The sequence below is a fragment of the Leeuwenhoekiella sp. NPDC079379 genome, assembly GCF_044542075.1.
Taxonomy (GTDB): domain Bacteria; phylum Bacteroidota; class Bacteroidia; order Flavobacteriales; family Flavobacteriaceae; genus Leeuwenhoekiella.
The window spans coordinates 120,296-146,737 of the sequence record NZ_JBITTU010000010.1; the positions used below are offsets into that span (position 1 = coordinate 120,296).

14 protein-coding genes are annotated in these 26,442 nt (G+C 35.9%); 9 read left to right on the forward strand and 5 right to left on the reverse strand.

Going from position 1 to position 26,442, the window contains the following annotated elements; all coding sequences use genetic code 11:
• The 4 genes from ACIGAM_RS16265 to ACIGAM_RS16280 form a co-directional block, all read right to left on the reverse strand.
• Positions 1-1,200: a DUF4959 domain-containing protein gene (locus ACIGAM_RS16265; protein WP_396512527.1), complete on the reverse strand. Its 1,200-nt coding sequence runs from the start codon at positions 1,198-1,200 to the stop codon at positions 1-3.
• A gap of 17 nt (positions 1,201-1,217) precedes the next feature.
• On the reverse strand, positions 1,218-3,158 hold the full coding sequence (locus ACIGAM_RS16270; protein ID WP_396512528.1) for a RagB/SusD family nutrient uptake outer membrane protein: 1,941 nt from the start codon (positions 3,156-3,158) through the stop codon (positions 1,218-1,220).
• A gap of 11 nt (positions 3,159-3,169) precedes the next feature.
• A complete protein-coding gene (locus ACIGAM_RS16275) occupies positions 3,170-6,400 on the reverse strand; it encodes a SusC/RagA family TonB-linked outer membrane protein (protein ID WP_396512529.1) in 3,231 nt (1,076 codons plus the stop codon).
• A gap of 191 nt (positions 6,401-6,591) precedes the next feature.
• The gene (locus ACIGAM_RS16280) at positions 6,592-7,725 is read right to left on the reverse strand and encodes a glycoside hydrolase family 43 protein (protein ID WP_396512530.1); all 1,134 of its coding nucleotides are present in this window, start codon (positions 7,723-7,725) and stop codon (positions 6,592-6,594) included.
• A gap of 257 nt (positions 7,726-7,982) precedes the next feature.
• Here ACIGAM_RS16280 and ACIGAM_RS16285 point away from each other — a divergent pair, with 257 nt between their 5' ends.
• On the forward strand, positions 7,983-12,062 hold the full coding sequence (locus ACIGAM_RS16285) for a two-component regulator propeller domain-containing protein (protein ID WP_396512531.1): 4,080 nt from the start codon (positions 7,983-7,985) through the stop codon (positions 12,060-12,062).
• A 61-nt stretch (positions 12,063-12,123) separates the two neighbouring features.
• On the opposite strand, the gene ACIGAM_RS16290 is transcribed toward ACIGAM_RS16285, so the two are convergent.
• The gene (locus tag ACIGAM_RS16290) at positions 12,124-14,286 is read right to left on the reverse strand and encodes a family 43 glycosylhydrolase (protein ID WP_396512532.1); all 2,163 of its coding nucleotides are present in this window, start codon (positions 14,284-14,286) and stop codon (positions 12,124-12,126) included.
• Positions 14,287-14,765: 479 nt separating this feature from the next.
• Between ACIGAM_RS16290 and ACIGAM_RS16295 the strand changes: the two genes are divergently transcribed.
• The 8 genes from ACIGAM_RS16295 to ACIGAM_RS16330 all read left to right on the forward strand — a co-directional run bounded on the left by ACIGAM_RS16295 (position 14,766) and on the right by ACIGAM_RS16330 (position 26,410).
• On the forward strand, positions 14,766-17,759 hold the full coding sequence (locus tag ACIGAM_RS16295; protein WP_396512533.1) for a SusC/RagA family TonB-linked outer membrane protein: 2,994 nt from the start codon (positions 14,766-14,768) through the stop codon (positions 17,757-17,759).
• 28 nt (positions 17,760-17,787) lie between these two features.
• Positions 17,788-19,425, forward strand: a complete 1,638-nt coding sequence (locus ACIGAM_RS16300; protein ID WP_396512534.1) for a RagB/SusD family nutrient uptake outer membrane protein — start codon at positions 17,788-17,790, stop codon at positions 19,423-19,425.
• Positions 19,426-19,621: 196 nt separating this feature from the next.
• On the forward strand, positions 19,622-20,725 hold the full coding sequence (locus ACIGAM_RS16305; RefSeq protein ID WP_396512535.1) for a mechanosensitive ion channel family protein: 1,104 nt from the start codon (positions 19,622-19,624) through the stop codon (positions 20,723-20,725).
• Between the two features lie 136 nt (positions 20,726-20,861).
• Positions 20,862-22,307 carry an FAD-dependent oxidoreductase gene (locus tag ACIGAM_RS16310; RefSeq protein ID WP_396512536.1) on the forward strand — a complete coding sequence of 482 codons (1,446 nt, stop codon included), beginning with the start codon at positions 20,862-20,864 and terminating at the stop codon, positions 22,305-22,307.
• Positions 22,308-22,422: 115 nt separating this feature from the next.
• Entirely contained in the window at positions 22,423-22,881 is a 459-nt protein-coding gene (locus ACIGAM_RS16315; RefSeq protein ID WP_396512537.1) for a hypothetical protein, read from the forward strand.
• A gap of 56 nt (positions 22,882-22,937) precedes the next feature.
• On the forward strand, positions 22,938-23,828 hold the full coding sequence (locus ACIGAM_RS16320) for a DUF6624 domain-containing protein (protein ID WP_396512538.1): 891 nt from the start codon (positions 22,938-22,940) through the stop codon (positions 23,826-23,828).
• A 42-nt stretch (positions 23,829-23,870) separates the two neighbouring features.
• Positions 23,871-24,677: a helix-turn-helix domain-containing protein gene (locus tag ACIGAM_RS16325; RefSeq protein ID WP_396512539.1), complete on the forward strand. Its 807-nt coding sequence runs from the start codon at positions 23,871-23,873 to the stop codon at positions 24,675-24,677.
• A gap of 62 nt (positions 24,678-24,739) precedes the next feature.
• A complete protein-coding gene (locus ACIGAM_RS16330; protein WP_396512540.1) occupies positions 24,740-26,410 on the forward strand; it encodes a serine hydrolase domain-containing protein in 1,671 nt (556 codons plus the stop codon).
• Positions 26,411-26,442: the final 32 nt, after the last annotated feature.

Consider the following 26,442-nt stretch of genomic DNA (forward strand, 5'->3'; position numbering starts at 1 on the left):
TTAAAAATTAGTGTTACCATAGACTTGAATTTCACCAATGGCTAAACTTTTACCACCTTCCCAGTTTTCAAGATTACGTATACGTAGGTACCTCATTTTAGGTATATCTGCCGGAACTTCCCAGCTAAAGCCGGCAACTGCAGTCTCATAATCTTCATTATTTTGCTGACCATAAGGAAGGCCAGATGGTTTGACCTGTACATAAGATCCTAAAAGTGTCCAGCTTGCTAAATCTCCAGATGTGTCCAGTTCATCACTACCGTAAATTTCAAAGCGTTTCATACAACCTTTATAGTAATAGGTACGCCCGTTAAAATACTCAGGGTAATCCCAAATAACGATACGGCTCAGCTTTGCCTCTACACCCATATCTACTGTAAACATGTGCAAATTTTCAGTGTATGTACCCTGTGTCAAATACACCCCAGACCAGTTCATTAAATTACCATCCCATAGACCACTAAGCGGTGTAGAATTATGACGCGGTGCATCGTTAGGTAATTCTAGCCCCCTGTAACCAGATTTGGGAATGGCTTCTTCAAAAAGTGGTTTAATAGTAGTAAATAGGGTATCTGTATAATTTAACCAGCGATCTCTAACCGTTATAGCAAACTCTTGTGATAAAGTATCAAAACCGCGAATGGTACTTGTAATCTCATCTGTAGAAGTATAAATACTATTAGGGTTTATTACCCAATCACCCAGATCGTCTCGTTCCATAAGTAAAAGAGCTACATCTTCCCGGTCAGGATTATCTGCCTTTAGATAAACCCCACCAAATGCCGCACCAGACTCTATACTCTCATACACGTCAAATATGGGTGCTCTTAAGGGGTTAACAGTAACTAACACAGGTGCAGATTCTTTTTCACTACGATTAACTGTAGTAATCTCAACCTCATTAGCTTGTGCGCCAGAAAAGCCTTCTAGTAACATACTTGAATTATAGAATGAAGTTTTCACTTCCATTTCCCGGCCATTAGCGAGTGTATAACTTGCTTTTACATAGAGTAAGTCCTGGTCTTTAGGTAATTTATAAGAAACCCTGGCTTTACCACGTAAGTTTTCTACGCTAACATCTGTTACTTGCGAAGGAGCATTAGCATTGTTTTCTAATGGGGTTTGTAAATCCTCATCAGAACAGGATATCCCGATGATCAACCCCAGAACTGCTAAATAATTTAAAAATTTTGTTTTCATAATTTTTCTTTTTTTTATTAATTCCACCCCGGATTCTGTACCAGATTTGAATTCTGTAGAAGTGCATATTCCCAAATAGGCCAGAAATAATCTCTAGGCGCTACAAAACGTTGTTGATGTAATGTTCTAATTTGGTAATAAGCAGCCTCATCTTCACCATAAACATTCCATCCCTGTATAGGTTGATTAAATTCACGTACGGCTTTTTTCCATCTTAATAAATCCCAATAGCGTTGACCTTCAAAGGCAAGCTCAATCAAACGCTCTTGATGTATAATTTCTCGTAGACCATTTTGAGAATTTGGTTTGTCAGGATTGTTCGAAAATTGAGTCCACGATGTCTCTACACCCTCTAGTCCTGCTCGATCTCTAATTAGATCTAGATACTGAAGAACCTCACCACTAGGGCCATTTATTTCATTTAAAGCTTCAGCATACATTAAATATAAGTCTGCTAATCTCAATTCTGGCCAGGCGTAGGATCTAAATGAAGAACCATTTGCACCAAAGCTTTGATCGTTATTAACTAACTTTTTAAGATAATAACCTGTTACATTAAAGAAGAACGCGTGATTACTTCCTGCGTAATCTGCATACTTACCTTCTATATGTGACTCGTTTTCTACATCTTGATCTGCATTACGATACCATATAGAACCGTCAAAACCTAAATCTGCATAAAAGCGATGTTCTCTGTCAAAATTTAAACGGGAAGTTCTATAACCCTTAAGTATATTATTTCCTTCAGAAGCATTTGCTTCTCTTATTTCTAAGATATTGTTGAAGTCTAAATTTTTATCTTCATTTATAGGCACTCCATTTTTAGAATAAAAAAGCTTAGCCATATCAAGTGTAGGAGAAACAATTTTCTCAGCAGATCTGTGATTATCATCTATAGAAAGAGGTGCCATCGTTTGACGTTGTAAATCTGTTACAATGCTCTGGGTATTTGGCCATAACACTTCCTGACTTCTACGTAAGGTAACTGCATTACGTATACTTAATTTAGTAGCAGTTGTATCTGAAAGATTAAAGGTATTACCTGCAAATTCATACAATGCGTGACCCGAATTTTCAGCAAGCTCTATTGCCTCTTGAGCTGCATCTAAAGCCTCTTGCCATTTAGATAGCTCGAAGGTGGTGTTGTATAATGCAGTACCATCGGGGTTTATCATACCAGATAAATCTTCATTTCCGTTAAATAATGGGCTTGCGGCTGTAAGCAATACTCGAGCTTTTAGACCCTTTGCAATCACAGAAGTTATACGGCCGTATTCTGTATTTTGATCTGCAATAGAAGGAGGCAATATTGCTGCAGCTTCATCAAGTAATTCTACCACATAATCTATACCTTCATCATAAGGTGATCTCGGTATATTAAATTCTTCTGCATCGGCATCTACACTTACATTTTCACGAATTATTGGGGCAGCACCGTACAAACGCATTAGGTAAAAGTGGTAGTATGCTTTTAAAAATTTTACCTCGGCTATCCATCGCTCCCGTTCACTAGCATCTATATCTGGTACTTGCAAAGGGTCCTCTAAATTCTCAATAAAAATATTACAGTGTCTTATACCTTGAAACATAGGTTTTGCTTGAAATCTGCCATCCCAATAATTATTATAAGGATCTCCTGCGCGTTGTAAACCAAGGGCTATGTTTAACGAATTAACTGTGATTGCTTGAAATTCATCAGGAATCCACAACTCATCTCCAGCTAAAAATGCAGGGTTACCTTGTAGATTTCCATTTGCAGGCATATACGAGTAACAGGTAAATAGATATTTTTCGGCCTCATTTCGTAAATTGAAAACTTTATCTATCGTATTCACATTATCGGGTACCACATCTAAAAACTCTTCTTCACAAGAATTTAAAGTAAGTACAGCAAAACCTGAGAGTAATAGTGCTCGAAGGTAAATTTTGCTCTTATTTATATTAAATATCATATTCATAACTAGATTTTTTAAAAGTCAAATTGTAAACCAAAATTGTAAACAGACTGAATAGGATAACCTAAACCGTTACCTCCCATTTCTGGATCCCAAAGATCAAAACTGCTCCACACGGCAAGGTTTAATGCACTCACATAAACTCGTAAAGATTTTATATTTAGAGCATTCAGCACTTTTTCTGGAGCCTTATAGCCTATTTCAACATTTTTTAATCTTAAAAAGTCACCATTACGCAACCACCAGGTAGATCGTTGTATATTATTTGTTTCCTGAGTTTGACTAAGACGTGGCCAGAATGCATACGCATCTCGATTATCTTCAGACCAGTAATCTTCTGCGATTACATTTAACAAACCATTTTGATATCTTCCTTCTACAATAAAAGGAGCAATACGGCGAGGGTCTATAAAGAATGAAGATCTAGCTGAACCTTGAAAGAACATACTCAAATCAAGATTTTTGTATCCTACACTACCTCCAAAACCATAGATAAACTCAGGAACAGTAGGTAAACCAATAGGCACTTGATCTAAAGGAGTAATTTGCCCATCACCATTTACATCGCGGTATTTAATATCGCCACCGTTTACATCCCCAAATTGAGTAGGAGAGTTATTAACCTCTTCCTGATCTACAAAAAGACGCTCTGCTATGTACCCGTAAGTTTGACTTGAGTGCTGCCCTACACGTGATAAATAACTTAATTCATCTGGATAATTTAATTCGTCATATTGGGTGATTTCATTCGTTGCATAGGTCATTGTTGCGCGCAATTGAGTCCACCAGTTATTGTTAAACTGCTTGTTATAATCTAACGCAACCTCAAAACCATGGCTTTCTAGTTCTGCAAAGTTTGCTTGTGGTTGAGCCGTTAACCCTATTACAGATCCTATTTCAGAACGTGTTTGTAAGATATTGCTACGCTTTTGCTTAAAAATATCTACTGTTACATTTAGAGATTTGTAAAGCTCTAAGTCTATACCTAGATTGTATTGCTCAGACTCTTCCCATCCTATTTCTTCATTAGGATATCTGGAAACTAAAACACCAGGTCTGCCATAATTAAAATCCTGACCGAAGGTTGCTCCATAAAAAGGATTATTAGAGTTTACATTAGATAAGTAAAAGAAGCGGTCCCTGTCTTCACCTATTTGATCATTACCTGCTCTACCATAAGTTAAACGTAATTTTAGATTAGTTACCGCATCACTTAACGGTTCAAAGAATTTCTCCTTAGATATTCTCCACCCTAAACCAACTGATGGGAAAAAACCATAACGATGTCCTTTTGCAAATCGTTCTGAACCATTATAACCAAAACTGAATGACGTTAAGTATCTATCATCAAAAGCATACGATAAACTACCTGATATCCCGTGATTACGAAATGGTAAAGAACCTTGTAAATCGTTACCTACAACCCCGTTCTCTGTACTATAAATTAGGTTAAGCAACATTGCAGAAACAGCGTGCTTTTCATCAAACGTACGGTTGTAATTTATTTGCGATTCATTATAAATCCTAGAATTAATGCTTTGACGGTTAGAACCACCTATAACATCTATAAATTCAGTACCAGTAGTACCTATAGAGCCTTCACTGCCATCGTTAAGTACACTTAGACTTATTGAATTATCTATAGGGTTAAGCGAAGAAGAATAATAAAAAGGATTGTATTGACGCTGAATCTCATAAAAAGCATAGCGTCTTATATATCCCATAGATCTAAAGCTTAATCCTTCGGTTATAAAAGCTAGATCTTGCTTGATTTGTATCTGCGCTTGTATTGTAGAGGCTTTACTGGTTTGATATCCTTTTACCATCTCTGCATACGGATTAAATAAAAGCGAATTACCTCCCAATTGCGAGGGTGCACCTCCAAATAACGGATGCTCAATAAGCGGTTTTAATTCTTGCGGATAAATAGCAGGAAACGCTACAGGATTTGACCAAACAGCAGTATTAAATACATATGTCCCCCCTGAAACAGGGCTGCCATCATACCTATCACTACCACCTACCGGACCATTATAATCATCAAATTGACCATAAACATTAAGCGATAAGTCTGTAGTTTCCGTAAGTTCTATATCTAAATTACTTCTTATAGAATAGTTACGTAGTTTAATGTTACTATTAAAGTTATTAATAGGCTCTACATCTAAGATTCCATTATCTATATTATAAGTACCTGCAACATAATATCGTGCCTTCTCAGAACCTCCGCTTGCACTTATATTTATACTTTCATTTACCGTATAATCTTTAACCATCTTATCTATCCAGTTATTACTAGGATACAAAAGGGGATTATCTCCCGCAGCTGTTCTATCTATTTTTGTTTGAGTATAGGGTAATATTGCCTGGCGGTCTCTAGTAAGAGCAGCTTCATTAGCCATATTCATATAGGTGATATTATCTGCGAAGTTGAAATTCTTAGTATTAGAGGAAACCCGTGTTTGAGATCTAAAACTAAAATTAGTTTTACCAGATTTACCACGTTTTGTTGTAATTAAAACCACCCCGTTTGCTCCTCGTGCACCATAAACCGAAGCAGCTGCAGCATCTTTTAAAACTGAAAATGAATCAATATCATCAGGTTGAAGACGCGCTAAATCTGTAGAAGTAGATTCTATACCATCTATAAGTATTAAAGGGTCCCGTTTACCCGAACCAAACGTACTCAAGCCGCGTATAAAAAAATCTGAATTATCTGCGCCAGGTTCTCCAGAACGTTGATAAGAGATCATACCGGGAACACGACCGGCAAGCATATTAGTAAGGTTATTTGTGGGTCCTTTTAATTGTTCAGGATTTACCGAAACAACAGAAGTTACCATATTTGTCTTTTTCTGCTTTCCGCTAAAGGCGATAACAACTGTTTCTTCAAGAGATTCCTGACTTAAATTAAGAGTCATATCTATAGTTTGCTGGTCTCCTACCACAACTTCTTTTGTTACAAAACCTACAAATGAGTACACTAACGTAGCCCCCTTAGAAACTCGTATACTATACCTCCCGTCAAAATCTGTAGCAGTACCGTTATTTGTACCTTTCTCTTGTACAGTTACCCCTATTAAAGGTTGCTTATCGTTACCGTCATAAATTGTTCCTGTAACCACATTTTGAGGAGCTCCTGATATTTCTGTATTTGCAGCAAATAAACTGCCGCAAGTAAGACTCCCTAAAACCACGAGAAGCAAACAAAACCGGTGCTTTAATTTATTAATAGTATGTATCATAATTTTATTTTATCGTCAAAGTAATTTTATTCAATACTCTCATTTATTTAGTTCAGATTGATTTGATAAGAAAATGGGCACCTTGATCTGTTTAGTCATAATTTGTTGTTTTTAAATTGTTTAGCTGTTTATTATAAATATTTCTAATTACTATATCGATTGAGGAGTTGTTAATTATTTTACTTTTAAATCTAGGGTTGAATAGCATTGTGGTCTGCAAAATTCCACGTATCCATCCACTTTATTTGGGGTTTCTCATCTTTGATTAGTATAGGTAACCAGATGTATCTGCCATCTATATGATTTTTAGGACTCCAACGGTCACCCATATATAAAAATGTATTCTCTTTACCTTCAACCGGTAATACATGAGTGCTTTGTGAATTAAAGGTTACCTCAGCGCGCTTACCCCTTGCCGGGTTGCCCAGAGATTCCCACGGCCCCCATATAGATTTTGCGCTAAAGGATCTTGCAGGATTGGGTGCCCAACCGGTTAGGCCTGATGTAATCATATAATAGGTGTCTTCCTGTTTAAAAACTGCCGGTGCTTCATTTTGACCTCCGGGCTGCATACGCACCCATCTAGAAGTAAAATCAAGGTAATCGTCTGTTAATTCTGAAATATGAAGCGTCTGGTTTTCTTCAGAAGAGTGAATATGGTAAGCCTTACCATCATCATCAACAAAAATGGTCATATCCCGAGACATCTGCCCTTCTTCAAAATCTCTGCGTACATATAGTCCTTCAACTAAGGCAGCGCTCCATTCTGGTGTCCACCATTCAAGGCTTGCATCATTTTTCTGTGTCTCCTGGTTTTTTAAAGGAAAATTTAATGGCCATACTCCCACATTGGGTCTATACGACTTTAAGTAGTGAAATGGACCTGTGGGCAAATCACTTATCGCAACACCGGTACGTGCCGCATGATATCCTTGATCTTTAAGCTCAAGGTGAAACCACATTACATATTTACTGGTCTTTTTATTATATACTACCTTGGGCCTTTCAATTACAGATCCTTTAGTGATTTCTGAATCTAAATCTGTACTTACCGCAAGAGCTACCCCTTCATTCTTCCAATTAAAAAGATCTGTTGAAGAGTAAACTCGCACTCCTACCTGAGCTATGCTGCTTCGGTCTTTATGCTCCCCATACCAGTAGTAAGTACCATCTTCAAAATAAATACCACCGCCATGTGCATTAATATGTTTTCCGTCTGTGTCTTTCCAAATTTTACCAGGCTCAAAATGCTTATTAGTTGCGTTTTGAGATACACACGATTGTGTGAACATTATAAGAAAAAGAAAAAAGCCGATTAATTTCATCTTAAAGAATTGTGATTTTTGTGTTATTTACACACTTAATTTGAGCGTAAATTGTCAAATCAAAAAGTAATGTTAATTACTTATACAATTTTCTATAAATCAAAGCATTACAATAGGGGGTTAATCGCTAAATTTAGGGGGGTTAATCGTTCAAACCCTTTAGAATCAATAGTTTTTTATAATCTGATACTATAAAGAACCTTTTAGTTTAAGAAAAAATTAAGATATTCGAAAAATCAAATTTTGCTTACTTTTTTATGATAAACAAAATATACTTACTGTTTTTTGCATGCACTCTCTCCTGGTCATTTTACGGTCAAACCGAAAACCTGAAGAATCAATTTCCTTTAGAGCGACGTCTTAGCTTTTATAATCTGGATACCGAAAAAGGCCTGTCAAATAATACTGTAAAATCTATCGTTGAAGATTCACTCGGCTTTTTATGGATTGGCACATCTGATGGTTTAAATAAATATGATGGAAATGAGTTTAAAATTTTTAGAAGAGAAAACTCTGCATTAAGCAACAACTACATACAAAATTTGATTCTTAGTAAATCTGGCGCAATCAAAATAGCTACAGATGGTGGTGTAAATAATTATAATCCACGTAAAGAGCAATTAACACTATTTAATGAAGTAGACCCTACCTTAAGTCTGAGTATAAATTCGCTGGTAGAGTTAAAAGACTCTCGTTTAGTGATAGGTGCTTATAATCAAGGTTTACACATTTTTAATAAAACTAATAAAGAAGTATATCTAGGAGAGCACGATTTAACCTCCTTAAAAATATCTAGTCTTGCTAATCAACAAGATTCAATAATCTGGATAGGTACATTTGATAAGGGTGTAGATAAACTCAATTTAAATACCCTCAAGATAGAACACATTGCTATTGAAACTGAAACAACAAAATCTAACTGGATCAATTGCCTTTTTGTAGATAGCAAAAATAATTTATGGATAGGTACTAATAATGGCTTGACTGTAAGAACGCCTAATGGACGCTTGGTAAGTCTTAATGAAACAAATACAAAATACGGGCTTAGTAATAATCAGGTACACGCTGTGGCAGAAGATAATTACGGTCAAATTTGGATAGGTACGTATGCGGGTGGTCTTAACATCATAAATCCAAATTTGTTACTCAAGGATGATTTGAGATTTTCTGTACGCAAATATTTACCTAAAGAAGATGGAAGCAGTATTTACAATGCTACCATAAATACCATTTTTAAAGATCATAGAGGCTATATGTGGATAGGCACCAATGCGGGTTTAAATTTTGTTGATCCTGATGGCGAACCTGTAAAATTGCTTAAAAATGATCTTATAGGTTCGCAAAAGTTGGCTCATGATCGTATAAGTGCTATTTCAGAATGTGCTACCGGTAAAGTTTATTTAGGTACAGATGGTGGTGGTATAGATATTTATGATCCTGTTACCGGTAATTTTAACTATTCGGTCTATAGTACTGCTAATGGCTTAAAATCAAATCAGGTACAAGCTACACTTAGAGATAATGCACAACGCCTGTGGATAGGAACTTACAGAGATGGCCTCAATATGTACAATCTAGCTACACAAAAATGGAGCTATTATTTACAGGGAGACACTCAGGACGGTAATGACGTACGTGTGGTTTATCAGGATTTCAATAATGATATTTGGGCTGGTACAAACCGCGGTGGTCTTTATAAATACAATACAACTAAAGATACCTTTGACTACGTATCAGCATTAGATGTAATCTACCCAAAAATGGATATACGAGATATTAAAATGGATCGTCATGGAATCCTATGGATGGCTTCATACGGAAATGGGGTTTTGAGATACAATCCTAAAACCAAAAAGGCATATTCCTATTTTAATGGAAGTCTTGGCGGAATGACCAATAATGTTGTTTTCTGTATTTGGGTATTAGATGATGACAGTATTGTTGCAGGATTAAAATACGGAGGTATTATACATTTTAATAGAGATGATACTGAAGCTTTAAATCTTACCGAAAAAGATGGTCTAAGTAACAATACAGTCAACAGCATGGCGCTATATGACGACAGCAGTCTATGGTTAGGGACTTATAAAGGAATTAGCAAATACAATTATATTGATCATACATTAGAAAATATTAATTCATTTAATAATATACAGAAGAGTGAATATAATATAGGAGCCGCATTAAAAAGTAGTTCTGGTTTTATGTATTTTGGCGGTAATAAAGGTCTTACTATTTTTAAACCTGAAGAGCTAAATGTGCAGCGCACAACTAATAGCATTATTATAAAAAACCTGTCTATCTTTAATACAGATATAGCTGTTGAGTCACAAGACGAAAACGCAATTTTAAAAGAATCAATTGCATATAGCGACCAATTGATACTTAAACATAATCAAAATAATTTTTCATTAGATTTTACGAGTTTAAAATTTCCCTTTGCAGACAATGTAAATTACTCCTACAATCTAGAAGGATATAATGAATTCTGGACCAGTTTAAAAAATTCTAACCGCATAAACTTTAGCAACATCCCTCCGGGTGATTATACTTTAAAAATAGCGGCAGAGTCTGATATTGAATCTCCTTATTATAAAGAATTTAAAATCACCATACTCCCACCCTTTTGGAAAACTTTACCTGCCTATATCTTCTATATTGTCACCTCTATTATTTTAATTACTGCAGGTCTTAGATATTACTCAGAACGTATCAAACTCAAAAACTCCTTGCTCTTCGAAAAAAAGCAACGCCAGCTAGAACAAGACTTAAACGAAGAACGCATACGGTTTTATACTGGTTTTTCGCACGAACTCAAAACACCGCTCACCCTCATACTTGCACCCTTAGAAACTTTACTTGAAGAAATCAAACAGAAAGAACAGCGCAATAGTTTAAAGTTGATTAAGCGTAATGCAAATAATTTATTACAATTCATCAACAAGTTGCTTGAGTTTAGAAAAAGTGAAGAAGGTCTGAGTAAACTTAATCTTAATGAGTATAATCTTTCAAAACATATAACTAAATGGCTCGCTACGTATAAACCACTATTGAAGAAGAAGAACATAAATTTGACGGTCACAATGCCACAAAACCCTATTAAATTTTATTGTGATCTCGAAAAGTTGCACATCATCATAAATAATTTACTTTCAAACGCCATAAAGTATACAACTAAAGACGGTCAAATCAAGGTAAGTTTTACGCAAGATGATACGTCTATATATTTAAGTATAAGTGATTCTGGAAGTGGAATTATGGCAGACGATCTAAATCATATTTTTGAATGGTATTATCAATCTAACACATCTGTAAAAAAAGATGGTACCGGCATTGGTCTAGCGCTTTCAAAACGTTTTGCAGAGTTACACAACGGTAAATTAGATGTGACGAGTAATCCTGGTATAGGAAGCACATTTACACTCACCCTACCCAAAGATGACCGTTTAATTGATGCCTTTTTAGAAAATAGTCCCAATGCCTTATTTAATAAAAAAGCGGTTGAGCAACGCATTAAAGATGCAGATATGTCTATTGAAAAAACTAACGTAAATAATCTGCTGGTACAAACCGAAAATGCACGTAAACTCATACTGCTTATAGATGACAATCCAGATATACTTGAGTTTCTAGATAGTGCATTAGCTTCTAAATATGATTTAATTCATGCAGAGAATGGCGAGGAAGGAATTCAACAGGCTACTAAATACATACCAGATTTGATTATAAGCGATATTATGATGCCTGTAAAAACAGGCATTGATTTGTGTCATTTCCTTAAAAACAATAAAGAAACTTCTCACATACCTATAATTTTACTTTCTGCTAAAAGTAATTTTGAAATGATTGAAACGGGTTATACTGAAGGTGCAGATGATTATATGGTTAAACCCTTTAATGTGCAGGTTTTAAGAGCCCGTATTGAAAATTTAATCGCAACCCGTAGAAAATTATTAGAAGGGTTTTCAGAAAAGTCAAAAGACGACTCAAATCAAGGTGATGCAGATCGAAAACTTTTGCAAATAGAGAAAAAGTTTCTCGAAGAATTTCAAATAGCGGTTTTTGACAATATGCAGCAGGGTATAAAAACTGTAGAAGTCGTATCTGAAGAAATAGGTATGAGCAGGTCTTCGTTATTCCGGAAAATTAAAGCTATTACAGGTCAGAATATTAATGAATACATACGTAATTTAAAAATCGAACGCGCCGCTTACTTAATCGAAAAAGAGAATTTTACCGTATCTCAGGCTGCTTTTGAAGTGGGCTTTGCAGACGCAAAATATTTTAGAAAAATCTTTAAGGAGAAATATGGTAAAACCCCATCTGCACTTAAATAAAAAAAGCCCTTTACCTAAAGTAAAGGGCTTTTTAATAATTGTGTATAAAATGAAAATTAGGTTATTTATCAATCACACTTACCGTGTTAATACCTTCTAATGTTGGGGTAACTTCAAGTATTGAGCCGTCTTCTGCAAATGTAAGTTTGTCTATTGCAACCTCTCTGTGAAATCCTGCAGCACCCCCCATCGCTAATCCGCGTGGTCGCGTAAATCTATGATAAACAATATACCAGTCATCAGTACCCGGAACATTGATTACCGAGTTATGCCCTGTACCATAAATTTGGTTTGCTTCATCTTTTTTAATCACCATATTAGATTCTGGTATGGTTAAAGGTCCTAAAGGCGATTTAGCTGTTGCATACCGCACGCGATAGTCTGGACTACGAGTGTCATCTTCTGACCACAGGAAGTAATAAATTCCGTTTCTGTAAAACACTTCGGTACCTTCTCTATAAGTACCGTCTGGCGTTAATTCTACAATTGTTTCTTCTTTTAATGAGAGCATATCCTCATTGAGTTCTGCAGCTCCCATATACCCATTACCCCAATAAAAATAACTCTTACCACTCACAGGATCTGTAAAAACATCTGGATCTATAATTTGGCCGCCACCACGTTTTATTGCCGCCGGTTTCTCACTAATAAAAGCAGTACCCTTATCTGTAAAAGGACCTGCAGGATTATCTGCCACAGCAACTCCTATGTTTTGTGCTGCTGAGAAGTAATAAAAATACTTCAGCTTACCGTCGATTTCTTTTTCTGCAATACACGGTGCCCAAGCATTGCGATCTGCCCAGGATACATCTTTCTTTAAATCAAGAATAACGCCTTCATCCTGCCAGTGTACTAAATCTTCAGAAGAAAAAGTTTTAAAGTAGGTACCAGACCAGCCATCAAAACCATCACTGGTAGGGTAGAGATAGAATTTTTTATCTGTATTTGAATAGATAATTTCGGGGTCTGCGTAATAGCCATCTAATGCCGGGTTTTTAGCAACAGCCGCTTCAACGGTATAAGTTACTTTTTCGCCATCAGGCATTACCACAGTATACGGCACAGCTCCTTTTGAGAAATCCTGAGCACCTGTTTCTTCTAATTTCACTCCCGGAAACGTAATCAACTGCACATCTAAATTTTGTAAACTGCTATCTACCCGTACAGGAAGGTATACAGATTTTTTAACCGGGTCAATAACTATATTTTGCTGTCTTACAGCAGTTGCCTGGCTTCCTAAGATTAAGGGTAAGTCTTTAGAAGGAAATGCTTTTAATAAGCGCGTAGATTCTTCTTCAGTTATAGGAATAATTGTTCCGTGACGCGGATGAAAATTCATAGAGATTTTATCTGCTCCCAGCGCCTTAAAGTTGAGTAAATCTGTACTTTCGGCAAATTGATATTTACCATCTATATACATATCATATAACAATATATACGTGTCACTATTTATCATCTTAAATACGCTAGAGCCTTCTACTGCTCTATCGGTTTGATCTACATAGCCTTCTTTAGGGATATAGTCGCCGGTAAGACGGTCTGATACCGCAACGCGAATACCTTTTGTCGCAGTCCCTTCCGTTTTATAAAACAAATAGAACTTACCATCTTTACTTATGATATCTCCATCTATACACGATTTCTCATCGGGGCTATAAAAAAGCTGTTTTGGGGCTTCTTCTAAAGCGGTAAACTCTTTATTGATATAGGCATAGTAAATCTTGTCATAGCTTCCCGGCTGAAGCATTGAAAAATAGATCATATACTTACCGGCAGCCTCATCATAAATGGTTTGTGGAGCCCAGGCGCGGGTTATATCTGAAAACTCGGAAAATGTTTTTGCAAGATCGATAACGGTTGTCTCCCAGCTTACTAAATCTGGTGACTTTGCCAGAATAATTCCCGTATTGCTCCACCCGTTATCAGTCTTTAAATCGGTAAGTACCATATAGAAGTTAGCATCATTTGTGCCTCTTAAAATATGAGGGTCGCGTACACCGCCAGTCTCGCTAATACGTTCTGTACTTACAATGGGTTGGTCATCATTTAAGGCATAAAAATTATAACCATCTCTACTTAGCCCATAATGCACGGCCTCCTCACCTTCTGCATTACCGGTAAAATAAGTAAATAAATACGCTGTTTTCTGTGCAGACTCCGTAGGGTTTGAGCACGAAAATACCAAACCGGCCAGTGCGATAAACGAAATTTTTAATGATAACATATTAAGAAATTAATTAGTAAATGGCCTTATAAATAAATCATGAGGCATAAAATGAAACAACTTTTAATTTTAAAGCAGGCTAAAAACTACTTAGTATCAATTACTGTGTAAACACGATTCAAAATTTGACCATTTCAAATCATTCTACATTTTTCAGTAAATGGAAAGTAACAAAATAAACAAATATAAATGTGTTTTTTACATTTATATTGAAAAAATATTATTTATCCAGTTTCAATTTTCTCTTTTGATAGTAAATTTTTTATGAAAGTTCTATTAGTCTGCAAATCAATCACTCAATTAATTAATAAGATAAAACGTTTTAGCATTTCGATATAATAACCTCGCATCTGTTATACCTATTGGCTTCATCTTAAATAGGAACGTAAAAAAATAAACTAAAAAAATTTATCACATATTAAATGTTATTTATACATTTAACCTTCAATTTAATAGTATTCATTTTAATTTTTCACTTTATGAAACAAAAATTAACGCGCTTTAAATCTTCAATGATTTTCTGCCTGCTGTTGGTTTTAAGCTATCCCGCGATGGCTTTAACAACAGGGTCTGAAGGTTTACAGCAAAAAATTACAGGTACGGTTACTATTGCAGCAGATGGTATGCCCCTTCCCGGAGTTACTGTTCTAGTAAAAGGTACTTCAACGGGAACGACAACAGATTTTGACGGTAATTATGAGCTGAATACCGCTTCAGAAAATGCAGTTTTAGTATTCTCGTATGTAGGAATGAAAACTTTGGAAATTCCTGTAAATGGAAAATCAGAAATTAATGTCGCTCTTGAAGAAAATATTGGCGCTCTAGACGAAATCGTTGTCGTAGGTTATGGTAGCCAAAAACGTTCTGATGTGACAGGGTCTGTTTCTTCTGTACCAGAAGACCGACTGGAAAATTTACCGGTAACTAATGTCACACAAGCGATTCAAGGTACTACTGCCGGTTTAAATATAAGTCAGAATTCATCAGTACCAGGATCAAGTGGCTCTATACAAGTACGTGGGGTAAATTCTATTACAGGAAGTACAAGTCCGTTTATTGTCCTAGACGGGATTCCCTTTACAGGAACGTTAAATGACATCAATACACGAGATATTAAGTCTATTCAGATTTTAAAAGATGCATCTGCTGTTGCGATTTATGGTACCCGTGGTTCAAATGGTGTTATACTTATACAAACCAAAAGAGGGGTGAGTGGTGAACCTATTATTAACTACAGCACCTATGTAGCCGTAGAAGAATTTGCTAATGTTCTTAAACCATTAGGTCCAGATGCATATGTACAAAAATATGCAGACTTCTTTAGTCAAAACAATCCCGGTGTCACACAAGATCGAATTTTAGAGAATCAGAGTGAAATTGAAAACTATGATGCAGGTAGAACTACAGACTGGTTTAAAGAAGTAACACAATCAGGAATTATTCAGGAACACAATTTAAGTATACGTGGTGGTAGTGAGAAAGTCAAGTATTTTGTATCTGGTGGCTACCTAGATCAGCAAGGTGTTATAAAAGGTTATGACTATGAAAAACTTACGCTACGCTCTAATCTGGATGTTGAAATCACAGATTATTTAAAGGTAGGTTTAAACACATTTTTTGCTAATAACAATTTTGACGGCGGCCGTGCAAATTTATTGCTTGCAACAGCTATGAGCCCATACTCTGTACCGTATGATGATAATGGTCAACTAATCATCAACCCTATGTTGCCTGAGTTGTTATATGAAAACCCATTATTAGGTTTAACCACAGATCGTGAAGTACGCGAGCGCACCCTTTCTGGGAATGTTTTTGCCGAAATTACTCCTGCCTTTTTAGAAGGTTTATCGTATCGCGTAAATGCATCATACACGATTAATCCATATTCATATAAGACCTATAAAGGTAGAGCGGCAAATGATAACCGTGGTACTGCTGTAATAGGTGGTGATGAAGAAAAAGTATGGATTGTAGAAAATATTTTAAAGTATGCTAGAAGTTTTGGTAAACACAATCTAGATTTTACTGCTCTTTACAGTGCACAGTCTAATGACTTCTTTAGAGAAGAGTTAACCGGCGTAGGTTTTGTAAATGATCAATTATCATTTAACCGCATCTCTGCAGCCGAAGTTTTATCTGCAGATCCTAATCGTAACTACAGTACACTTTCAACCCTGGTTTCTCAAATGGGTCGTGTAAACTATAATTATGACAGTAAATACTTAGTTACTGCTACAGTACGTCGTGACGGGTATTCTGCTTTTGGAGCAAATACAAGTAAATATGGCGTATTCCCATCTGCTGCGTTAGGATGGAACATTCACAAAGAATCGTTTATGGAAAATGCAGATGCTATAGATAATTTAAAACTTCGATTCTCCTATGGTAAAACCGGTAACCGAGGTGTGGGTATAAATCAAACACAAACCAGAACAGGAACAACTGTATATCCTTTTGGCGGGCAAGCTTACACCGGTACTTTTATAAACGGTTTAGGAAATCCTAATCTACAATGGGAAACAACCACTTCTGGCAATTTAGGTGCAGATTTCGGTTTATGGAACAACCGCATTAATGGTTCTGTTGAAGTATATAAATCTAAAACTAAAGATTTACTACTTAACCGAAGTATTCCTGCTTTAACGGGTACCCGTAACATTATCGAAAACATTGGTGCAGTTGAAAACAGAGGATTTGAATTCAGTATTAATTCTACTAATATCAATACCGGTGATTTTAAATGGGAGACAAACGTAAACTTTTCAACCTATAAAAATGAAATCTTAGATCTGTATGGTGATGGTAAAGATGACATACCTAGCCGCTGGTTTATAGGTAAATCATTAGGTGCTATTTACGATTATAAATTAGCTGGTGTTTGGCAAGAAGGTGAAGATACGGGTACTTTTAATGCAAACCCCGGTGATCTTAAATTTGAAGACCTCAACGGTGACGGTGTTATAGATCCAGAAAATGACCGTACCTATTTAGGCTCTTCACTTCCTAAATGGACGGGTGGTCTTTCAAATACATTCTCGTATAAAAACTTTGATTTAGCTATCTTCTTACAAACGGTTCAAGGTGTTCTAAAAAGAAACACAGATCTAAATTATGGTGATGAGCTGGCACGTAGAAATACCCCAACAGAAGTAGGTTACTGGACTCCAGAAAATCAAAGTAATGAGTTCCCTTCGCTAACCTATCGTAATACTTTAGGCTATGGTTACCCTAAAGACGCAAGTTTTGTAAGGTTAAAAGACATCCGCTTTAGTTACAGATTTCCAATAGAGAAAATAGAGAAACTAGGACTTAGTGACTTAATGATCTATGCAACGGGAAGAAACCTATATACCTGGACAGATTGGAAAGGTTGGGATCCAGAAAGTACACAATTCTCAAGAGGATCTGAAGACTGGACAAACAACTACCCGGTAGTACGCACCTTTTCTCTGGGACTTAACGTCTCATTATAATACTACATAAACATAAATGATACCTTTTATGAAAAATAAATCGAAGATAATTATAGCACTTTTGAGCTTAAACATTTTTATGTTAAGCTCGTGTAGTGATGATTTTCTGGTAGAAGAAATACGTTCTGACTATACACCAGAAACCTTGAATGATGAACTGGGTTATCAAGCACAATTATTAGGCTTGTACCAAATGTTGAGTACTTTTTATACCCGAAGTGGTGATCAGGGTTGGTTATCTGTATGGCAGGCAGGAACAGACATTACCTGGCCTACCGCTCCTCAGGGAATTGAAGTACCTTACTACAAATACAACCAGTTAACTACAGATGACAATGCTGCTTTTCAAAGCTGGGAACTGTGGTACAATATGGTTGAAAATGCAAATAGTATAATAGCAAGTGTTGAAAGTTCTACTTCTGCAGAATTAACGCAAGAACAAAAAGATGCTATTAATGCCGAAGCTCGATTTTTTAGAGCCTATGCCTATAATAATTTGGCTACACTTTTTGGTGGAGTGCCTTTAATTACTGAGCCTATTACTGAAGCTCGTTTTGATTATACGCGAAATACGTTAGCCGAAATTAATACTCAAATTGAAACAGATTTACAGTTTGCAACTCAAAATCTGGGCGCACCTACAAATGCTCCTCAATTTGAAGCTCGTGTAAACAAGTATGTCGCCAATCAATTATTTGCAGAATTTTACCTACGTGCAGGAAAACCAGACCTTGCCGAAGATCAGGCAGATATTATCATCAACAGCCAGGCTTTTCAACTGGTAACGCAACGTTATGGAGTTAAAGCCTCAGAAGAAGGAGATCCATTTTCTGATATGTTTTTTAAAGGAAATCAGCGACGTTCACAAGGTAATACCGAAGCTTTATGGGTGTTAGAAAATGAGAACCCCTCTGATGTACGAGGTGGTTCTAGTGGTAACCCTCAACAAAGACGTATTTGGGGAGCTGGTTATCATAACGTAAATGGGATGATCCCTGCAGATTCTTTAGGAGGTCGAGGTATTGCACGTATACGCCTAAATAATTGGGTAATCTATGATTTATATGATGACGGCGATATGCGTAATTCAAAATATAGTATTCACAAACGCTTTAGATACAACAATCCTGACTCTAATTTCGCAGATATTTACGGAGAATTAGTACCGTATACCGGGATTGATACCCTTGCAAGAATTCAACCCTACACATTAAAATGGGGACATTTTGACTCAGCAGATGTGTTTGGTTTTGGTATGTGGAAAGATTTTATTCTTATGCGATTAGGTGAAACCTATTTATTAAAGGCTGAAGCACAAGTAATGCAAAATAACACAACAGGCGCTGCTACAACGATAAATATTCTTAGAACACGTGCTAACGCCCCACAGGTAGTTGCAGGAGATATGTCTTTAGATTTTATTCTTGATGAACGTGTACGTGAATTACTTGCCGAAGAAAACAGAAGAATGACGTTGATGCGTACCAAAACACTTGTGGAACGCGCAACCCGTCTTAATGTACAGGACCCTAGTATACCTTTACCTCAAACTATGCGCATAGAAGGATTACAGGAGTTTCACGAACTTTTACCTATTCCGCTACGCGAAATACAACTAAATAAAGATGCAGTTCTGGAGCAAAATCCGGGATATTCAACAAATTAAATAATAATTATTTTTTAAATTTTTAAAAGCCTGTGATTTAAAATCACAGGCTTTTTTAATGCCCCATCTCTACTAAATCACTAGCTGAATATTTACTAACGTTATAGTTTATGTGATTTAAAAGTTTTTAATATTCTTAACAACTAAATTAAATTCAAGCAGTTAGATTTAGACACAACCCTATAAACAACCACTTATGATTAGTTATATAGATTCAAAAACATCCATTTTTCTTGTTATTATTTTGGTATCGGGAATTGTAGCATTCGGTATACTTTTCTACATTCTAAAAAAATTCGGTAAAAGTCCCAGAACGATTTTACCTGTAAATTTTGCGGTACGCATACGTATTCCGCTAGCCTTATTTCTGCTTGCTTTAATTCTTAGAATTATACTCGTAAGAGAAGAAATTACCTCATATATTCAAGCCAGTATTCTATCTCACACCAGTACCCTACTTTTTATTATAAGTCTAACCTGGGCATTGATTCTTATCATCAAAGCATTTAAAAGGAATATTTTGACGAAGTATGATATGAGTGTGGCAGATAATGTACACGCCCGTAAAATTTACACACAGTTCACCGTACTGGAGCGGGTTTTTATTTTTCTAATCATACTGTTTGCCGTGAGTATTGCACTTATGAGTTTTGACAGCATTAGAGCTATAGGTGTAAGTATTTTAACCTCAGCGGGAATCGCCGGAATTATCATCGGTTTTGCTGCACAAAAAGCGCTGGGTACCTTAATGGCGGGGATTCAAATTGCATTTACACAACCTATACGCATAGATGATGTGGTAGTCGTTGAAGGCGAATGGGGGCGTATTGAAGAAATTTATTTAACCTATGTTGTTGTTAAAATCTGGGATAAACGCCGTCTGGTATTGCCTACTACTTATTTTATTGAAAAACCTTTTCAAAACTGGACGCGTAATTCATCAGACATCTTAGGTACTGTTTTTATTTATACCGATTATAATGTACCCTTTGATGCTTTACGAAATGAATTGACCCGCATACTTGAAAATACAGACCTCTGGGATGGTGAGGTTAATGTCTTACAAGTAACCGATACAAAAAATGAGGTGGTAGAAACCAGAGCGTTAATGAGCTCAAAAGACTCTCCTACTTCCTGGGATTTGCGGGTGTTAGTACGTGAAAAACTAGTACTTTTTATACAGGAAAATTATCCGCATAGTTTACCGCGTACCCGTGTAGAAATGCAGGATTTGAAAAACATCCCGAAATCAGAAAAATCGGTTTCAGAACCAGAGCCTTCAGATTTATTGAGAAAGTAATTTTTCTAAAATTCAATAAACTTCCTGATACTGCCATTCCACTTCTAATTGCTAAATTCGTTTGCTCTTTAAAATGTAATTTTTAAACTGAAACTTAGTTTTTAAATCGCTTCTAATGAGAATTAATCAATAAGAATTGAAGAACACAGAAAAGGATAAAAAATACCATGCAGTTTGTCAGGAATGCAAAGGACAAGGCAAAAAAAGGCGCAGACTTCGTAAAAAAGTACGTCTTAATTATGCACAGGCACTTGATAAATTCAATAAAGGAGAAGGTCCTGCTCCTACTCCTCCTAAAGGTCACCTGTACACCTGTGAATCTTGTGCCGGCTCTGGTTTAGTTGCTGTATCAGAAAAACCCATTCCTGATTCTTATAACTATCCGCACATTGCAATTGTAGGAGGTGGCATAGGCGGTGTTGCTCTAGCTGTGGCCTGTTTGCATCGCGGTATTCCTTTTACCTTATTTGAGCGTGATACAGGTTTTGATGCGCGTTCTCAGGGCTATGCACTTACCCTTCAGCAAGCAAGTAAAGCAGTTGCAGGATTAGGCCTTTTTAATTTAAAAGAAGGCGTGGTCTCTACACGACACGTCGTTCACACAACAGATGGTACTATAATCGGCGAATGGGGAATGCGTAAATGGCTAGATTCCGAAGCGCCCACATTCTCAAAGCGTACAAACATTCACATTGCAAGACAAGCCCTGCGCGAGCAACTTCTAAATCAACTTGAAGGTACAGATTGTGTACGGTGGAATCATCAGTTTATTAATTATACCCATGGTGATACACCAACCCTAAACTTTAACGTTAATAACGAAGTAAAAAAGTATAAAGCAGATCTTATTGTGGGTGCAGATGGCATACACAGTTCGGTGCGCAAACTACTCCTGGGTGAAAAACATACTCCTTTACGTTATCTGGATTGTCTCGTAATTTTAGGAATTTGCCCTTTAGCAGATTTGGGAGATCTTGAAAGTCCCTTGTTAGACGTAGCTACCGTTTTTCAAACCGCAAACGGAAACGAACGCGTTTATATGATGCCATATGATACAGACTCTATTATGTGGCAACTCAGTTTCCCTATGCCTGAACAGGAAGCTAAACTATTAAGTGCAAAAGGACCTCAGGCATTAAAAGAGGAAGCCTGTCGCAGATTGCAGTGGCACGCTCCTATTCCGCAGATTATTAAAGCAACCCAAACCTCATTAATTTCGGGTTACCCGGTTTACGATAGGGCATTATTAAAGCCTACAGATTTAGAAAAAGGGACTCAAATAACACTTATAGGAGATGCAGCGCATCCTATGAGTCCGTTTAAAGGGCAAGGTGCCAATCAAGCCTTATTAGATGCCTTAGCACTTGCCAGATCTATTTATAAGGGATGTGGTCCTTTTTCAAACTGGAAAGAAAACGGGATACGTAATCAGGTACTTAATAATTTTGAATCTGAAATGCTCAAACGCAGTGCTACCAAGGTGAAAGATTCTGCCGAAGCTGCAAAATTTCTACACTCAGAAGTAGTTTTGCACGAAGCTAATGAACCCCGTGGACGTGTATTGAAAAAGAAGAAAAATTAAGGTTAACTCTAGTTTTTAGATCCATTAGACAGACTATAATTAAATAGTAATGACTAATTTAGATATCTCATAAACAACGCGTAACCCCAAATGTGTTTTTTAGTAAATCAATAGCATGAAAACTAAAGAAAATGATTTTGAAAACGCGGTTCTTCTAAAAGAGGAAGAGACATCTTCAAGAATACATTCAATTAATATTAATCGAAAACTTGAAATTAGAAAGCAACTTTGGCGGGCTATTGCTTCATTTTACCTTGATACTGAGTTGACAGTTTACGATTACGAAGCTATAGCTCAAATCTTCAAAGAATCTAATTTATCAATTTCAACACTAAAAAAAATTGATCTGTATGAGGTATTTCCGGTTTTAAAAGAAAACCTGATTAGTCCCACAGGAGTGTTGAATGGGTTTGATGAAGCCTGGCTAAATAACGCCTGTACCGCTGCCTATCGCAAGCGTTTAAATCCTTTTTTTAGATGGAAAATGAGATTTTACAATCGGGTTTTATATACTATGAGAAAAGATCACTGGACTCATATTGAACAGGTTTTAGCATTGCAAAGTATAAACTAGTTGGATAAATTTAAAAGTTAAAAACTTCTAGAATTCACTCCGAAAAATTAAAACTAATGAAGGAATTAAGTTTTACACTCCTATTTTTTTTTATTTCTTTTCAAACTGTATTAATTGGTCAAGATAATGTAAAATCCAAATTCACTTATTCTAATTTTGAAACTGAAATATTAGCTTATACTCCACCTCAACGAAAAGATGTAAGCAATACAGACTACGCTACAGGAAAAATGGTTCTGTCTCAAACTAAAATTGCAGTAAAAAACAATATTAAAAATTTTAATACAGCAGACTACTGGAATATTATATATGCCTTTAGAAAACTTAACGAAAGTAAATCAGATTGGATATTAGCATTTAAAAAAATGTCCGAATCTTCAAAGGGTTGTGAATACTTAAACTCTTTTAAAAATAACGCGGTATTTTACAATGAAATTAAAGAACTATATGATGACTATTTAATTAAATGTGAACTAAAATCAGTTGAAGTTTTTAACTTAAGTCATTTTATAAGTCAAAATAAATACAATAAAAATTTAGTTGAATTATTAGATCTAATCTATAAAGACGATCAAAAATATAGACAAGATACCTCTTATAATCATTTGGCTAAACAACAAATATTAGACTCTAAAAATTTAAAAAAGATAGATTCATTGTATAATAGCTATAACAAATACATAGGTAAAAGCCTGGTAGGTGAAAAATATAGTACTGTGATGTGGCTCGTTGTACAACATTCAAATATTGAAAAAATGGAAAGCTATCTTCCCATCTTAGACAAAGCCGTTAAAAGTAAGGAGCTGAATAGCGTACCTTTAAAAATGTTAATTGACAGAGTTTATACTATCAAGTATAATCACCAGATTTATGGATCTCAATCTGGAGTTGAATTAGCTGATCAAAAAACCAGAACAGCTGTAATGAAACAATATAGTTTAGAATAAGAATATTTATTAAAATAATAACTATTCAAACCCCATAAAACAGTGCGCAAATTAGAAACGGGAGAATTTTATGGCAGACATAATCAAAAATTAATTTTTGATGCGTTTACCCTTACAGATACCGAATACATTCACGATAAGGTTGACTGGCACTATCACGAGAATCCCTATTTTACCTACTTACTACAGGGAAAGTTATTAGAATCAAACAAAAAAGAATCCTACTACCTAAAACCAGGTGATCTCTTATTTCACAACTGGGATGACGCACATTACAATATTAAACCGAAAGATTTTACGAGAGGTTTTCATATACAATTAAATAGAAATTGGTTTTCTAATCAGGCGTTTGAATCTACTGATTTTGAAGGAAGTTTAGCCATTCAAAACCCGATGATTAAAATGGCTATGAATGCTATCTATTTAGAAGCAAAATGGAATGACCGCTATACTCAATTGGGTATTGAAAGTACGCTGCATGCGATATTCGATTTGATGCATAAGCCGAATACTAAAATACAGAAAACACCAGTTTGGGTAAATCAATTAAAAGAACTGATTTTTGAGGAAGAAATTATCTATTCTCTAGAGAATTTAAGTCATAAATTACAAATACACCCTACGCACTTATCACGCGAATTCAGTAAATATTTTTGCACGAGTCTGGGCAATTACATCCGGTTAATTAAAGTAAATCAGGCGTTTAATCTTATTTTATTAAATAAATTATCGATGACTGAAATTTGCTATACCTGCGGTTTTTACGATCAAAGTCATTTTATTGCAAATTTTAAACGCATCTACCACACCACACCTTCAAAACTTTTAAAAAATAGGCAGCGACGCTAATTTTATACAATTTCTTCAGTTTTAAAAAGCTCATTTTTACCGTTCATCAAAATCAATCAAAAATGAGACTTAAACAGATTAGTTTTTTGTTTTTTATACTACTTAGTGTTAACCTCATTGCACAGGATATGGCGCAGTACACCGGTAACTGGGAAGGTAAAATAGCAAACCCAAAAACGTTCAGCTTAACTATTTCTATAGAAAACACAACAACTTCAGAAGCGCTTTTTAAAATTGTAAATGATCATACAATTGTTGAGCAAACGTTTCAATTTAAAGCCGGCGAAGCTCTAAACATACCTCTTGCTGAAAATCTATCGTTTACCGGTAATTTAACTAAAGACAAAAAGACAATTTCTGGGTTTATACAATCAGGGCTCCTGCTCTATCATCTTGATCTTATTAAAACAAAAGCTAATTTTTATACAGGAATCTGGAATCTGCTTATGTTAGATTCTTTAAAGTCACAGGATTTTTATTTAAGTGTAGAAAACGGTATTGGCGACTCTTATGAAGCCTACCCCATATTAGGTGATGATCGATTTACAGGGACCTGGTGTGCTAACTTCAGCAAAGAAAACAATCGTATTTTTTTTACTGATTTCAAAACCGGTATGGTATTTAAAGGAACCCTTCTACCAGAAAAAATTGAATTGGAAATGTATCTGGGCGATCATTTAATCACTGTAATGACGTTATCAAAATCTCAACAAGACTGGAAAACTGGCGATTTTAAAGATATACATTTCGAAGATTTACCCAATACGCTTCAGCTTACGCAACTGGAAACTTTGATTGCTAAAGACTCTTTACCCAACACCCATTCTGTAGTTATTTCTAAAAAGGGGAAGCGTATATACGAAACCTATTTTAAGGGTTATACAGCAAGCATTCCGCACGATATGCGCTCGGCATCTAAAAGTATTTCTTCGGCTATTGTGGGGATTGCAAAAGACCAATCGCTATTTAAAAGTGTAAACCAATCTATTTTTGATTTTCTACCGGAAACCTTTCAAAACTATAAAGACACCTTAAAGGCACAAATAGATCTCCAAAGTTTACTCACGATGAGTTCTGGGTTAGACGCAATAGATTACGGTTTAAATGCCAACCCAGAATCTCTTGCTGTAGAAGATAAGTATCAACCTAGACCAGACTGGACGAAAAGTATTCTGGAAGCCCAAATGATTTACGCTCCCAATACACACGCAAACTACGGGTCTGCAAACCCGTATCTTCTGGGAGTTGCTATTGATTCTAGGGTATCTCAACCTCTTGAACTGTTTATAGACCGGTATTTATTTCAGCCTTTAGAGATCTCAAACTATATTATGCAAACCGATTTAACAGGGAGACCCTACTTTGGCGGAGGAATGTATTTGACACCGCTTGATATGCTAAAATTTGGCGAATTGTATCTACACAAAGGAAGGTTTTATGGAAAACAAATCATCTCAAAAAAATGGGTAGAAAACTCGTTACAAAACTACCGGGTATTAGAAAATACAGAAGATAAAAACGGCTATGGCTACTTCTGGTGGCATCATACCTACACCGTTAATAGCACTAAAATAGATACTTACGAGGCCAGAGGTGCGGGCGGACAATATATTTTTATACTTCCGAAGCTTGAAGTAGTTGTTGTACTTACTTCCGGAAATTACAGAAACGGAAAAACGCAACAACCCGAATCAATTTTAGAACATTATATTTTACCTTATCTCCTAAATTAACCTTGGCGCACGCAACTAATTAGCGCTGGTGG